The organism is Agrobacterium bohemicum, from assembly GCF_002896715.1.
Classification (GTDB): Bacteria; Pseudomonadota; Alphaproteobacteria; order Rhizobiales; family Rhizobiaceae; genus Agrobacterium; species Agrobacterium bohemicum.
On record NZ_PGEL01000027.1, the window covers coordinates 633,106 to 647,089 of the forward strand.

The 13,984-nt window shown below is 56.1% G+C and carries 12 protein-coding genes; 4 read left to right on the forward strand and 8 right to left on the reverse strand.

Features of this window, described 5'->3' with window-relative positions; all coding sequences use genetic code 11:
- Positions 1–43: 43 nt before the first annotated feature.
- From acpS to rpoZ, 5 genes are all read right to left on the reverse strand, one after another.
- The gene (acpS, locus tag CUC55_RS18605) at positions 44–448 is read right to left on the reverse strand and encodes a holo-ACP synthase (protein ID WP_067644075.1); all 405 of its coding nucleotides are present in this window, start codon (positions 446–448) and stop codon (positions 44–46) included.
- Positions 445–1,023 carry a DUF2062 domain-containing protein gene (locus CUC55_RS18610; RefSeq protein ID WP_067644078.1) on the reverse strand — a complete coding sequence of 193 codons (579 nt, stop codon included), beginning with the start codon at positions 1,021–1,023 and terminating at the stop codon, positions 445–447. Before CUC55_RS18610 ends, acpS begins: the two co-directional genes overlap by 4 nt.
- Before the next feature lie 122 nt (positions 1,024–1,145).
- Entirely contained in the window at positions 1,146–1,292 is a 147-nt protein-coding gene (locus CUC55_RS18615) for a DUF3563 domain-containing protein (RefSeq protein ID WP_077106133.1), read from the reverse strand.
- Positions 1,293–1,480: 188 nt separating this feature from the next.
- Positions 1,481–3,715, reverse strand: coding sequence for a RelA/SpoT family protein (locus CUC55_RS18620; RefSeq protein WP_103088753.1), 2,235 nt, complete (start codon positions 3,713–3,715; stop codon positions 1,481–1,483).
- A 139-nt stretch (positions 3,716–3,854) separates the two neighbouring features.
- Positions 3,855–4,250 (reverse strand): DNA-directed RNA polymerase subunit omega, encoded by a 396-nt coding sequence (rpoZ, locus tag CUC55_RS18625; protein ID WP_103088754.1) that lies wholly within the window; start codon positions 4,248–4,250, stop codon positions 3,855–3,857.
- A gap of 271 nt (positions 4,251–4,521) precedes the next feature.
- On the opposite strand from rpoZ, the gene CUC55_RS18630 reads away from it, so the two are divergent.
- The 3 genes from CUC55_RS18630 to CUC55_RS18640 all read left to right on the forward strand — a co-directional run bounded on the left by CUC55_RS18630 (position 4,522) and on the right by CUC55_RS18640 (position 9,050).
- Complete coding sequence (locus tag CUC55_RS18630; protein ID WP_067644084.1) at positions 4,522–5,094, forward strand: LabA-like NYN domain-containing protein; 573 nt, start codon at positions 4,522–4,524, stop codon at positions 5,092–5,094.
- Positions 5,095–5,269: 175 nt separating this feature from the next.
- A complete protein-coding gene (locus CUC55_RS18635; RefSeq protein ID WP_103088755.1) occupies positions 5,270–6,766 on the forward strand; it encodes a globin-coupled sensor protein in 1,497 nt (498 codons plus the stop codon).
- A gap of 247 nt (positions 6,767–7,013) precedes the next feature.
- Positions 7,014–9,050 (forward strand): GAF domain-containing protein, encoded by a 2,037-nt coding sequence (locus CUC55_RS18640; RefSeq protein ID WP_157940975.1) that lies wholly within the window; start codon positions 7,014–7,016, stop codon positions 9,048–9,050.
- Between the two features lie 50 nt (positions 9,051–9,100).
- Here CUC55_RS18640 and smpB read toward each other — a convergent pair whose 3' ends face one another.
- Both smpB and dapA read right to left on the reverse strand, forming a co-directional pair.
- Positions 9,101–9,583: an SsrA-binding protein SmpB gene (smpB, locus tag CUC55_RS18645; RefSeq protein ID WP_067644093.1), complete on the reverse strand. Its 483-nt coding sequence runs from the start codon at positions 9,581–9,583 to the stop codon at positions 9,101–9,103.
- 109 nt (positions 9,584–9,692) lie between these two features.
- Entirely contained in the window at positions 9,693–10,577 is an 885-nt protein-coding gene (dapA, locus tag CUC55_RS18650; RefSeq protein ID WP_067644096.1) for a 4-hydroxy-tetrahydrodipicolinate synthase, read from the reverse strand.
- 346 nt (positions 10,578–10,923) lie between these two features.
- On the opposite strand from dapA, the gene CUC55_RS18655 reads away from it, so the two are divergent.
- Positions 10,924–12,996 carry a lytic transglycosylase domain-containing protein gene (locus CUC55_RS18655; protein ID WP_170063913.1) on the forward strand — a complete coding sequence of 691 codons (2,073 nt, stop codon included), beginning with the start codon at positions 10,924–10,926 and terminating at the stop codon, positions 12,994–12,996.
- 157 nt (positions 12,997–13,153) lie between these two features.
- Here CUC55_RS18655 and CUC55_RS18660 read toward each other — a convergent pair.
- On the reverse strand, positions 13,154–13,984 hold an 831-nt coding region (locus CUC55_RS18660; protein ID WP_067644102.1), incomplete at its 5' end, for a porin.

The following is a 13,984-nucleotide window of genomic DNA, read 5'->3' on the forward strand; positions in this document are numbered from 1 at the left end:
CGTATGCACTAGGCCTAAACCGCCTTGGCGACGGAATTTGACGTTATTTGGTTACCGGGAGAGCCTCGATAATCACAAACGCCTGCGCATAAGGAAATTCATCGGTGATGGTGAGGTGAATAACCGCCTCGTGTCCGTCCGGCAAAAGCTTTGAAAGATGTGTTGCCGCGCCATTGGTCAGCCGCATCGTCGGCTTGCCGCTCGGCAGGTTCACGACACCCATGTCTTTCCAGAAAACGCCCTGTGCAAGCCCTGTTCCAAGCGCTTTCGAACAGGCCTCCTTCGCAGCGAAACGTTTGGCGTAAGACGCTGCCCGGTTCTTCCGTCCATCGGACTTGGCCTGTTCGATGTCTGTGAAACAACGTTGGGTGAAGCGGTCGCCAAATCGCGAGAGAGAGGTTTCGATGCGCCTGATGTCGATGAGGTCGCTGCCCATGCCTATGATCATTCACTTGTACCCAATGCCGCTTGTCGGGTTGCCACGTGCTGCGTCAGCATCTGGTGCTTTTGCGCTCTGACCCCGCGAATGATGGCGTAAACGCTGAAATAAGCGACGGCGGCAGACAGCGTTCCAGGAATTAGTGCGCCAACCGTCATGGGTTCCAGCACCGGGCCCCACAAATGGAGAAAGTTCATGTGGCTGAAAATGGAGACAAAATCCAACTGCCCGGCAACATTGTCACCGTTACGCCCGAGCATGACATGGCCGAGTTCCCATGTCGCGGCCCAAATCAGCGGAAATGTCAGAGGATTTGCAAAGGTCGTGCCGAGAGCGGCAGCAACAAGGTTGGCGCGCAAAACGAAAGCAATCGCCATGGCGATGATGATGTGCACGCCCAGAAACGGCGTCCATGCGACTGCCACACCCACCGCAACGCCCGCCGCCACGGAGTAGGGAGATGCCGACAGCCGCACGAGCCTCAGCTTCAGATAACGAAGCGAACGGCGAAAGCCCATGCTCGGCCAGAGAACGGCGCGCAGTCTTTCAAGGGGTCCAACGGGTTTACGGCGACGAAACGGCATAGGCAGAACTTATTGCATCGTTTCGATTACGCCAAGGGCGAAACCACTGCTTAAATCCGAAGAGCGCATTTCATATGCGCTCACCCTATTTCACACCGACATAGCCGGTATGCATTTTTGCATTACTTGCGGAACATGCCACGATCGACTTCGCGCTGGCGGAACTCCAGGTCAATGCGCGATACGGAATCGCTGAGGTAATCGAATTCACGTTCCTGAGTCGTCTTGCCACGAACAGCGCGGGCGATCTTACGGAGAGGTCCAAACATCTTGTTTTCCTTTTCAGATTGAACGGCCACATCTTCGGGTCATGCCCGGCGAGCCGTTTGTTTTCTCTTGATTTCTGAAACTGAAAATAGTCCGGTTTATCGCCTTTGACTACAGACAGGACAAGGCCGCTGCCATGCGCTCAACGCATAACGACGACCTCATTGATCGNTTTCTAAGCAAATTTGNCTCAATCGAAGGCACGTTTGACCGTAGAGACGCAGTCTAGGTCTTTCATCTGCGACAGAAGCTGGTTGAGTTGGCGCAAATCCCATACTTCGATGTCGAGTGCCAATTCGGAAAAGTCGGTGCCGATGCGCACCATGTTCAAACCGCGAATGTTCACGTCCAGCGTTGCGATGGATTGCGCGACGGAGGCGAGCGTACCCGGTTCGTTCAGCGCATTGATCATCACACGAGCCATAAAGCGTGACTTGTTGGCCTCGTCCAGATCCCAGCGCACATCGATCCAGCGTTCCGGCTCGTCATCGAACCGTTGCAGCGCGGGCGACTGGATCGGATAGATCGTGATACCCTTGCCTTTTTCCATGATACCGACGATGCGATCTCCGGGAACAGCACCGGCTGCGCCGAAATGCACCTGGACATTATCGGAAAGACCACGGATCGGCAGTGGATCGGGATCATCGATGACCTCGGCGGCGCCGTCATCTTCCAGAACTGAACGCGACTTGCCCGGTATCTTGAAAATCATGCCGGACGCGCTGCGCATGTTGAACCAGCCGTCATCACCGGTCATCTTCACAGTCACGCGCTCATCCTGATAATCAGGATAGACCGCACGCAGCACATCAAGCGACGATACTTCGCCGCGACCAACCGCTGCGATGGCGTCTTCGACGTCCTTCTGCGCCAGGCGGTGAAGCACGGGCTTTAGCCCTTCGCGTGAAAACGGCTTGCCGGCGCGCTCGAAGGTGCGCTCCAGAATTCGGTAGCCCAAGCCCGCATATTGCTTGCGGATGGCCATGCGGGTGGCGCGGCGAATGGCGGAGCGCGCCTTGCCTGTAACCACTACCTCTTCCCACGCGGCAGGCGGAACCTGCACGCCGGAACGGATGATCTCCACCTCATCGCCATTGTTCAGGCGCGTGACCAGCGGCATGATCCGCCCGTTGATCTTGGCGCCAACCGTGGTGTCGCCAATATTGGTGTGAACGGCATAGGCGAAATCGATTGGCGTGGCACCTCGCGGCAGCGCGATGAGCTTGCCCTTGGGGGTGAAGCAGAAGACCTGATCCTGGNAAAGCTCGAGCTTGGTGTGCTCCAGAAACTCTTCCGGGCTGTCTCCATCGGCCAAAGCCTCGATGGTGTGGCGTAGCCAGGAATATGCGTTGGAATCGGGTGATAGCACGTCGCCATTGCCGATCTGCCCGTCCTTGTACAGCGAGTGCGCGGCGATGCCGAATTCGGCGATTTCATGCATCCGCTTCGTGCGGATTTGCAGCTCGATACGCTGACGCGACGGGCCGACGATGGTGGTGTGGATGGAACGATAGTCGTTTTGCTTGGGCGTCGAGATATAGTCCTTGAACCGCCCCGGAACCACACGCCAGCGGGTGTGAACGATACCGAGCGCCCGGTAGCAGGCGGGAAGATCGGGCACGAGAATACGGAAGCCGTAGACATCGGAAAGCTGCTCGAAGGACAGTGACTTCGATTGCATCTTGCGGAAAACCGAATGGGGTTTCTTCTGCCGTCCCTTGACGTAAGCGCCCTCGACACCATTGGCGACAAGCAGTTCACGCAATTCGTCTTCGATCTTCTTGATGAGGCCCTGATTCTGCTCTTCCAGACCCTGAAGGCGCTTGGTGACAGTCTCGAAAGCTTCAGGATTGAGGTAGCGGAACGAAAGGTCTTCCAACTCGTCGCGCATATCCTGCATGCCCATGCGGCCCGCAAGCGGCGCATAGATTTCCATCGTTTCTTCGGAGATACGGCTGCGCTTGTCCTCCGGCATATGCTCCATGGTGCGCATATTGTGAAGGCGGTCTGCCAGCTTCACGAGAAGGACGCGCACATCATCGGAAATCGCCAGCAGCAGCTTGCGAAGATTTTCGGCCTGTTTGGCCTTCTTGGTAACGAGGTCGAGCTTCTTGAGTTTCGTCAGACCTTCAACGAGCCGACCGATGTCTTCGCCGAAGAGTTCATCGATTTCGGCGCGCGTGGCGCTGGTGTCCTCGATCGTGTCATGCAGCAAGGCAACCGCAATCGTCGATTCGTCCAGATGCATTTCGGTGAGAATGGCCGCGACTTCCAGCGGATGCGAAATATACGGATCGCCGTTTGCGCGTTTTTGCTGACCATGCTTCTGCATGGCATAGACATAGGCCTTGTTCAGCAAGGCCTCATTGGCTTCAGGCTTGTATTTTTGAACCCGCTCAACGAGTTCGTACTGTCGCATCATGTATGGGATGCCCCGNAAAAGAAAGCGCGCCAATCGTTAGATCGGCGCACACTGCTGCATAATCTGGGTCCAGATTATGACGACAAAGCTTTACAGAGCGTAACCTGACAGTACCCTGCCCGGCTTTGCGTTGATAAAATCAATAATCGTCGTTCTTTTCTGGCGGCACAAGGCCTTCGATACCAGCCAGAAGATCTTCTTCCGTCATCTGGTCGAAGTTCACTGTCTCCGGTGCGTCGTCATCTTCTGCGTCGGCAGAAGAACCGGAAGCAGCAATCGAAACTGGATCGGGTTCTGGCTCGTCCACTTCAACATGCTTCTGCANGGAGTGGATGAGGTCTTCCTTAAGGTCGTCTGGAGACAGCGTTTCGTCAGCGATTTCGCGCAGCGCAACCACTGGGTTCTTGTCGTTATCGCGATCGATCGTGATCTGCGATCCCTGCGAAATCTGACGCGCACGATGGCTGGCGAGAAGAACCAGTTCGAAACGGTTGTCTACTTTATCAATGCAATCTTCTACGGTGACACGGGCCATTGCCTGTCCTTTGCGGTCTTAATGTCGCGGATTACCCGTCCCGATACAGGCATTGACGAAAGATTTCAAGTTTTTCCTCACCTGCACGTTTCGCAAGCACGAATTCGTCATTTGGATTAAACTTTACACATAATTTTCATGAGGGGCTGGACTGGCGAACCATGACACTTATATGAATGCTTAATAATGTACCGTATGACGCGCCTATATTCGCTAACCGATACTGTTTAAATTATTGGCGGCCCGTTCGCCTAGGGAGGATTTTGTTTCTATGTTTGATCCACGTGAGAAAATTGCGCTCTTTATCGATGGTGCCAACCTTTATGCTGCATCCAAAAGCCTCGGCTTCGATATCGATTATCGNAAACTTCTGAAGGCCTTCCAGAAGCGCGGATATCTGCTGCGCGCCTATTATTACACCGCCCTTATCGAAGATCAGGAATATTCCTCGATTCGTCCGTTGATCGACTGGCTGGACTACAACGGCTATAAGGTCGTGACGAAGCCAGCGAAAGAATTCACCGACGCCATGGGTCGCCGCAAGATCAAGGGCAATATGGACATCGAGCTTGCCGTCGATGCCATGGAGCAGTCCGAGACCGTCGACCACCTTGTCCTGTTTTCGGGAGATGGTGATTTCACGACGCTCGTTGATGCACTGCAGCGCCGCGGCCGCAAGGTGTCCGTCATCTCGACCATGTCGACACAGCCACCGATGATTGCCGATGATTTGCGTCGTCAGGCTGATCACTTCATCGACCTGCTGTCACTCAAGGCGGAAATCGGTCGTGACCCAAGCGAGCGCACTCACCGCGTGGTCGAAAATACTGAGACTGTCGAGTAAACGTTTACATCGTTACGAACGATTGAAGCACGGGCACCTTGACGGTGCCCGTGCNTTTTTTGGTATTGGTGTACGCATCCACCAAATTTAGCAGTTCGTTAAGTATAAAAGTGTTCTCTTGAGTCCAATTCGGCGCGGTGGGGATCGCGTCTTGCGACTTCAGGGGNTTTACGGAATGACGGGACAAAAGAGCGCATATTATCTTAATGAGAGGCTTGATTTTATCGGCCTTGGCGTTGAGCAGAGGCGCGATCTTGCTGCGCTGAAGCCCGTCATCACTGCTTCGCTTGATGGGTCGCTGGATGCATTTTACAAAAAAGCGAAGGTTACGCCTGATACCGCGAAGTTCTTCGCGAACGAGGCCCACATCCAACACGCCAAAACCATGCAGGTCAAACACTGGTCTCGCATCGCTTCTGCGGCATTCGACAGCGAATATACCACGGCAGTGACCGCCATCGGGCGCACCCATGCACGCCTTGGGCTTGAGCCGCGCTGGTATATTGGCGGTTACGCCCTTGTTCTTGAAGGCATCATCAATGCCGTGGTCGAATCCCAGCTTAAAGGGTTCATGGTCGAGAAGAAGGGTAAAAAGGTTGCCAAGGACATCACCGTTGCAGTCAAAGCGGCGATGCTGGACATGGACTACTCGATTTCCGTTTATCTTGAAGCACTTGCCGAGGAGCGCGCCAAGGTGGAGCTCGAACAGGCCCGGATGAAGCAGGAACAGGAACACGTTCTGTCCTTGCTGAATACGGCGCTGAACCACATGGCGCAGGGCGATATGACATCCCGCCTAGACGGCGATCTCCCTGCCGAGTTCGACGGTTTGAAAAACAATTTCAACACTGCGCTTGCCAAGCTTTCCGGCGCATTTTCCGAGATTATCGAGGAATCTCAGAAGATTTCAGACAACACCCGCGAACTGACTGCTTCGACGGATGACATGGCGCGCCGCACCGAGCAGCAGGCCGCATCGTTGGAACAAACCGCCGCGTCACTTGAACAGATAACCACGATTTCCAGACAATCCGCTCAACGCACCGAACAGGCCCGCGATATCGTCAAGAGCTCCGCCGAAGAGGCCGCGCGTTCCCGCCATATCGTAACGGAAACCGTCGAGGCCATGAGCGCCATCGAGCAATCCTCGCNAAAGATTGCCCAGATCGTCAGCGTCATCGATGAAATTGCTTTCCAGACGAACCTTCTGGCACTCAATGCCGGTGTTGAGGCAGCGCGCGCCGGTGAAGCGGGCAAAGGCTTCGCCGTTGTGGCGCAGGAGGTCCGTGAACTGGCGCAGCGTTCCGCCAATGCCGCCAAGGAAATCCGTGTCCTCATCGACAAATCCTCGCAGGATGTCACGTCCGGCGTGTCACTGGTCAGCCGCACGGGCGAAGCGCTGAACTCGATCGGTGAAAAGGTGGATCATATTCAAGACCATATCGGCGCCATTACGCAGGCAGTGCAGGAGCAAGCCGTGGGCATTCGCGAAATCAACTCGGCGATCAGCAGCATGGACCAATTGACGCAGCAGAATGCCGCCATGGTGGAAGAAACCAACGCGGCAACCCATGGCCTGAGTGACGTCAGCAACAATCTTGCCGCTCTGGTCAGCCGTTTCAACGTTCAAAAAACCATGAGCCATCAGCAGACGATGTATCGCGCAGCCTGAAAGGTCTGGGGCAGAGACGCGGACATTCTTGATTCGATAGAAAAAAGCGCCAGCGTGGTTCTCGCGGACCAACTGGCGTTTTTTGCTTGTATCACGCAATTTTGCGCGGCCTTTTTGGCACGCCAGAGTCACAATTTGGTGCTTGGNTTTTTTCGTTTGGGAATGGCGCAAAGTATTGTATCAAATGGGCTAAATGATCGGCTGCGTCGAGCCGACGCGGCATAGAAGCTCCAGATATCAAAGGCCCATGGAAGGTATTACTTCTAAAGAACAGCGCCGGTTGGCCGCACTCGAGAGCTACAACATCCTCGATACGCCGCGCGAGCAGGATTTTGACGACATTGCCCAGCTTGCATCGGCGATTTGCGGCACGCCTATTGCTGTCGTCAATCTGATTGGTGATGGCAGGCAGTTCTTCAAAGCCGAAGTGGGTTTGGGCGTACGCGAAACGCCTCTGGACAGTTCGTTCTGCGCAAGAGCCATCCTGGAGCAGGACTTCATGGTCGTGCCGGACGCGACGAAAGACCCGCGCTTCGAGTGCAATCCGCTCGTGACCGGCCAGCCACATATTCGCTTCTATGCNGGCGCCCTTTTGAAATCCGATGATGGTCTGCCTATCGGCACGGTCTGCGCACTTGGCTACGAGCCAAAGGAACTGACGGACGTACAGAAGGCTTCGTTGCAAGCACTGGCCCGTCAGGTGATGTCACAGCTTGAGTTGCGACGAACCTTGCATGCAGTATCATACGATCTTACGCTCGAGCGTCGTCTTTCGGCGAAAAGGCAGATCCGCGCCAGCAAGGTCGGCGCCAAGGCGGAAGCGTTACGGCTGAAGGATGAGCGCTCAAAAGCCGCGCATGACGCAGGCCGTATCGGCANTTTCGAAGTCGATATCGAAACCGACGAGATGATTGNTTCGGACGAATTCTGCCGAATTTTCGGAGTGCCGGAGCAGCAGAACTACAAAGCTTCGGTGTTCCAAGACCTGATCGTCGATGGTGACAGGAAAACCGCGTCTGAAGCCGCCAGCCGCGGTGCGGCCACTGCGCCCTTAAGCGTGGAGTACCGGGTGCGGCGCGGCAACGACCAGCGTGTGCGCTGGGTAGCGCGGCGGGCGCAGTTCGTGGAGGATGAGCGCGGCAAGCCTGTGAAGATGATCGGTGTTGTCATCGACATCACCGATTCCAAACGCAAGGATGCGCGCATCGCAGCCCTCCTGACCTTGGGCGACAGGTTGCGTGTGGGCAAGACGGTGCAGGATATCTCCCGGATCACATCGGAAATTCTCGCCGAGGGTCTCGGCGTCAACCGTTCCGGATATTCAACGATAAACAGTGCGCTGGATAGCTTGTATGTCGAGTTCAACTGGCTCGCATCCGGCACAACATCCATTGCCGGCCACCACCCGCTCAGCCTTTTTCAGGCGACGACCAAGCGCCTTGAACTCGGTGATACGCTGGCTGTCCCGAACATCAATGCCGCCAGTTGGCTTGACAGTGACGCGGAGGCCTATGCCGCCATGGGCGTGCGGTCCTTCGTCAAGGTTCCTATCATCGACAGAGGCGCGCTGGTTGGCGTGCTGTTTGCACATGATTCGAAACCGCGCTTCTGGAGCAAGCTAGAGCTTGATTTTGCCTGGGGCGTCGCCGACCGTGCCTACGCGGCGATTGCCAGACTGAATGCGGAATCCGAGCAGCGAATTCTCAATCAGGAACTCAGCCACCGTCTCAAGAACACGCTCTCCATCGTGCAGGCCATTGCTGCGCAAACACTGAAAAACGTCACCGAAAAAGATGCGGTTGCTGCCTTCAATGGTCGGTTACAGGCGCTCAGCTCCGCGCATGATGTGCTGCTTCAGCAATCCTGGTCGACNGCGCGCCTTCGTGAAGTGATCGGCAGGGTCATGCATCTGCATGCTGGCGATGGCAAAGTCGTGATGTCCGGCCCCGAGGTTCCGCTTGGGCCCAAGGCCGGTCTCTCTCTATCGCTCTTGCTGCATGAGCTTGGCACCAACGCCATAAAATACGGCGCGCTATCAACAGATGCTGGTGTGGTCGATATCAGCTGGCATGTTTCAGACGATTCCGAACGGCCCATTTTGACGCTGAAGTGGGAAGAAAAGGGCGGCCCGCCTGCTGCAGAACCGGAACGAAAAGGTTTCGGTTCGCGCCTCATTCGCATGGGAATTGCAGGGACTGGCGACGTGGAAAAGAACTTCACCCAAAGCGGGTTGATCGCGACGTTCCGCGCGCCTTTGTCTCTCGTCATGGAGTTGGGAGAGTAATCTCTCGACAGCATCAGACCTGACCTAAAGCGGCCTTACGCGACNAAAAATCAGCCCGCGCTGCCTTTAAGAATACGCGATTTCTGGCGGTTCCAGTCGCGCTCCTTCTCCGTTTCACGCTTGTCATGCAGCTTCTTGCCTTTGGCGATGGCTAGCTCAAGCTTCGCGCGACCTTTTTCGTTGAAATAAATCTTCAACGGAACGAGCGTCATGCCCTCACGATTGATGCCGATCCGCATACGGTGAATTTCGCGTTTCGAAAGCAAAAGCTTGCGACGACGGCGTGGCTCGTGGTTGAAACGATTGGCCTGCAGATATTCCGGCAAATGCGAATTGATAAGCCAGATTTCACCATTCTCATCAGATGCGTAGGATTCGGCGATATTCGCCTTGCCTTCGCGCAGCGCTTTAACCTCCGTGCCAGTCAGAGCGATACCTGCCTCGTATGTATCGAGGATTTCATAGTTGAACCGAGCCTTGCGGTTTTCCGCAACGATCTTGTTCACGACACGCTGACTGCCTTTGGGGGCCATTTTTCAATCCGTTTTATTCGCCCGCAAACTGGCTGCGGCTCAACCCCTATGTAGTGGCGGGGTTGCCAAAAGTGAAGATGCGCCGTTTCCAGCGCATCTACGGTCTGTATCAGTTGATAAGGCCCGCATGTTTCAAAGCCGCGTCAATGGCCGCTTCCGTTGCAGGCTCGAGCGTATCCATCAAAGGCGAACGCACCGTGCGGCTGCCATTACGGCTGCGTGAAAGCGCATATTTCGTGCCGCAAACGCCGGGCTCCAGGAAGATGGCGCGGTGCAACGGCATCAGACGGTCCTGAAATTCCAGCGCCAATGCGTAATTACCGGCCAGCATCGCAGCCTGGAAATCTGCACAAAGGCGCGGCGCAACATTGGCAGTCACAGAAATGCAACCCACGCCGCCATGCGCGTTAAACCCAAGTGCCGTGCCATCTTCACCAGACAGCTGGACGAAGTCTTTGCCACAGGTGATGCGCTGTTCGGACACACGATCCAGCTTACCGGTCGCATCCTTCACACCGACGATGTTCTTATGCGCCTTGACCAGCGCGCCCATGGTTTCCGGCGACATATCGATGACGGAACGCGGTGGGATATTGTAGATCACGATTGGTAATGTCACCGCTTCGGCGATTGCCGAGAAATGTGCAAAGAGGCCTTTTTGCGTTGGCTTGTTGTAATATGGCGTGACAACCAGCAGCGCGTCTGCACCCACTTCCTGCGCATGCAGGCCAAGCTCAATGGCTTCGCGCGTATTGTTGGAACCCGCACCAGCGATGACCGGAACCCGTTTGCCCGCCGTTTCCACGCACAGTTCAACGACCCGTTTATGCTCGTCGTGCGACAGGGTTGGAGATTCTCCGGTCGTTCCGACGGGCACGAGGCCACTGCTGCCTTCAGCAATCTGCCACTCCACATGGGCGGCAAACGCTGTTTCGTCCACGGCGCCCTGCGCGGTGAACGGCGTAATGAGGGCGGGAATGGATCCCTTGAACATGCNAAACTCCTTGCGGTGAGCCAGTCCATGCTTCAGCCGCATTCCATGATTAAAACGAAGTCACATTAGAGTGGGGTTAAGCCACCGACAAGCTGTTAACGGCTGCTTTTGAACGCGAAAATGCAAATAATTGCAGCATTGAAGGCAAAGCCGAAATGACATCAGGAACTGGCTGCCAAAGCCGTCGAGCAGAGCCCCACCTGACTGAAATTTGATCGAATGCGAGGCTTTTGTTTAAGGTTTCGTTAATGCTGAAAGCGGCTAATGGAGGCATGTTATCTGCCGTGAGGTTTGAACAGGAACGTGGACAGGCGCCGGCAGTCATTCCAAAGTCGCGAGTACGGCCATGAAGAAAACAGCTTTGAGCTTGGTGGCAGCGGGTCTTGCCGCAACGGTGTGGAGCGCGTGGGCGGGTCCGTCCCCGGACGGCATGGCACCCCTGCCCTTCGTCAAGCCGAATGCGCCGTCCTCCCAGGTGTTTCCACTCGCCACACCCGAAGTGACGGGGTCGATTATTCGCCCCAATACGCCTCTCGACGTTTCCGATTTGAAAGCTGGGCTCGATGCGCTCTCTAGTCGTGATGCTTTGCGCGCCATTTCCATTCGCGACGCTTTGCCACCCACCAACCTGGACCGCCATATTCTGACCTGGGCAATTGCCATTTCGGGGCAGCGCGACGTGGCGTCGAGCGAAATCGCGACCGCTCAACGCGAGTTGAAGGGCTGGTCGGGAACTGCGACTTTCCGTGCAAACGCGGAACGCGCCTTACTGAGAGAGAGCCCGCCCCCTGCGCAGGTCATCGCATATTTCGGAACAGCCACCCCAGAAACTCCCGAAGGCACCATCGCGCTGGCGCAGGCGCTGAACGCTTCGGGCAATGCGGCCCAGACGCAAAAGCTCATACAGCAACTGTGGGTCAGCGAAGGTATGGACACGGTCCTGGAAGATCGTGTCATGTCCCAATTTCCGGGCGTTCTCTCTGCCGCTGATCACAAAGCGCGGATGGATTTCCTGATGTATCGCAGCCGTGTCAGCCAGGCGAAACGTTTTGGTGACCTTGGCAAGGCGCAACCACTCTATGCCGCATGGTCCGCCGTTCTGCAGAGAGCGAAAAATGCCCCTGCTGCCCTGAATGCAGTCAGCGGCCCGATGCGCGCCGACCCGGCCTATCNTTTCGCGCGGATCGAAAACCTGCGTCATCAGCAGAAATATGAGGACGCCGCAAAGCTTCTTGCGCAAGCACCCAAGGAGCAGGCCAAGCTGGTCAACCCCGGCGAATGGTGGAACGAGCGACGGATCGTGGCGCGAGGCCTGGCTGACCTTGGTCATTTCAGCGAAGCCTACCGCATCGTTGCCAACCATTCGGCCACCTCGCCTGTCGATATTGCCGACGCGGAGTTTCACGCTGGTTGGTATGCTCTGCGTGCCTTGCAGGATCCGGCCTCTGCCGCCAAGCATTTCAATGCGTTGCTGGAAACATCGAACCGCCCGCTTTCCGCCTCCCGCGCCTATTACTGGTTGGGACGCGCTGCGGAAGCAGGCGGGCCGGGCGATGCACGTGCGTATTTCACCAAAGCCGCCGCCAATCCGGGCACCTTTTACGGGCAGCTTGCGGCGGCGCGAATTGGCAGCACGACGATCAACGTCACCTACCCTTCCCCGACGGACAGCGACAGGCAGCATTTTGCAGACCGCGAAGCGGTTCGTGCCATCGAGCGGCTTGAAGCTGCCGGTTACAGCTGGCGCGCCGATGGACTTTACCGCGCTCTGGCCGAACAGATCGACAGTCCAGGCGAGCTTGCAATCCTCGCAACCCGGGCGGAAAAGAACAACAATCATCAGGTCTCGCTTCAAATCGGCAAGACGGCATTCGGACGCGGCATAGATGCGGCGGCGCTTGCCTACCCGATCGGCGTCATACCCGGTACGGCCAATATTTCAGGCTCCGGCATGGCACTCGCCTATGCCATCGCGCGACAGGAAAGCGCTTTTAATCCAGCCGCAGTCTCTCCCGCCAATGCGCGCGGCCTGTTGCAGCTTCTGCCGGGAACAGCCAAAGGCGTCGCCAGCCGCCATGGCATGGATTTCACTCAGGCCAAGCTGACGACGGATGCCGGATACAACGCCACTCTCGGCGCGCATTATCTGGGCGAACAGATCGACAGTTTTGGCGGCTCCTACATCCTCACCTTCATCGCCTATAATGCAGGACCAAAGCGCGTACCGGAATGGATCAGCCGATACGGCGATCCACGCGGCAAACCCATCGATGACGTGGTAGACTGGATCGAACGCATCCCCTTCCCCGAAACCCGCAACTATGTGCAGCGGGTGATGGNAAATTATCAGGTCTATAAGACACGGCTGGGCCAGAAGGCGGATATTGTTGCCGACTTACGTGATGGCCGTTCGGGGTGAGTCGGACATAGATTATAGAAAGTACGAAAGCGCCGTCTTACCGGCGCTTTTTCTTTACCCAATGTAACCCGCAAAGGGCCGCCGCAGCACAGCGGCCCAAACATAAAAAGCCCGGCTCTAAAGCCGGGCTTTCCTAACCAACCGAAGTTAGATCAGATTAGAACGAACGCTGAAGGCGAACGAAACCAGTGACTTCGTCGCCACGGTTGTCTTCGTCGTAGTAGTTTGCAGTGATCTTGGTAGCAAGACCGTCAGTGATCTTGTAGTCAACCGTCAGACCAGCAGTCCAAGCATCGTTGGAGCTGAAGTCGGCGTTTGGCGAAATGCCTGCGCCATAGATCGAGCCATCAAGACCGCGAGGACCTACGTTGCCGAGGTACTGAGCAGCAGGCGTGATCGTCAGCTTGTCTGTTGCCTTGATTGCGTATTCAGCAGCAACTGCCCATTCGGACACTGCGTAGTAAGAATTCGCGCCGGAAGCCCATACGCCGGAAAGACCAAGTGTGCCAGGACCGACGTCAGCAAACAGGATACCGCGGATGGCACCATCTTCGAGGTCTGTGTCATAGCTACCTACGACAGTCGCGCTGACTGCGCCGAACTTGGCAGAAACTACACCGGTGATACCAACGTTGTTGTCACGTGTAGAAAGCGTACCTTCAAGTTCGTCAACCGACAGAGTGGCCGCGAACGAGCCAGCGTCGTATGTGTAACGAACAGAGTTGAACAGAGTGTTGGTGGACAGGATGTCTGTTTCGCCGTTCAGGTCGTTATCCCATTCACTGTAAACTTTACCAACAGTGAGACCGCCGAGAGAGATGAAGGCCTGATCAACGAATACGCTGGAACCAGCAGCAGAACCATTGTCAGCATTGCCACGGAAGCCGATGAAGCCACGCAGAGCGCCGAGTTCGGTGTCTGTCTTTGTGTCAACTTCGAACTGAGCGCGTGTGAACGAATCCCAGTCAGAAGTGCCAGAAAGGTCACG

What these genes read in the sequence shown, in the direction of transcription:
- dapA (WP_067644096.1), bottom strand. Translation starts at nt 10,577, where the DNA reads ATGTTCAAGGGATCCATTCCCGCCCTCATTACGCCGTTCACCGCGCAG.
- acpS (WP_067644075.1), bottom strand. Translation starts at nt 448, where the DNA reads ATGATCATAGGCATGGGCAGCGACCTCATCGACATCAGGCGCATCGAA.
- CUC55_RS18615 (WP_077106133.1), bottom strand. Translation starts at nt 1,292, where the DNA reads ATGTTTGGACCTCTCCGTAAGATCGCCCGCGCTGTTCGTGGCAAGACG.
- CUC55_RS18610 (WP_067644078.1), bottom strand. Translation starts at nt 1,023, where the DNA reads ATGCCGTTTCGTCGCCGTAAACCCGTTGGACCCCTTGAAAGACTGCGC.
- smpB (WP_067644093.1), bottom strand. Translation starts at nt 9,583, where the DNA reads ATGGCCCCCAAAGGCAGTCAGCGTGTCGTGAACAAGATCGTTGCGGAA.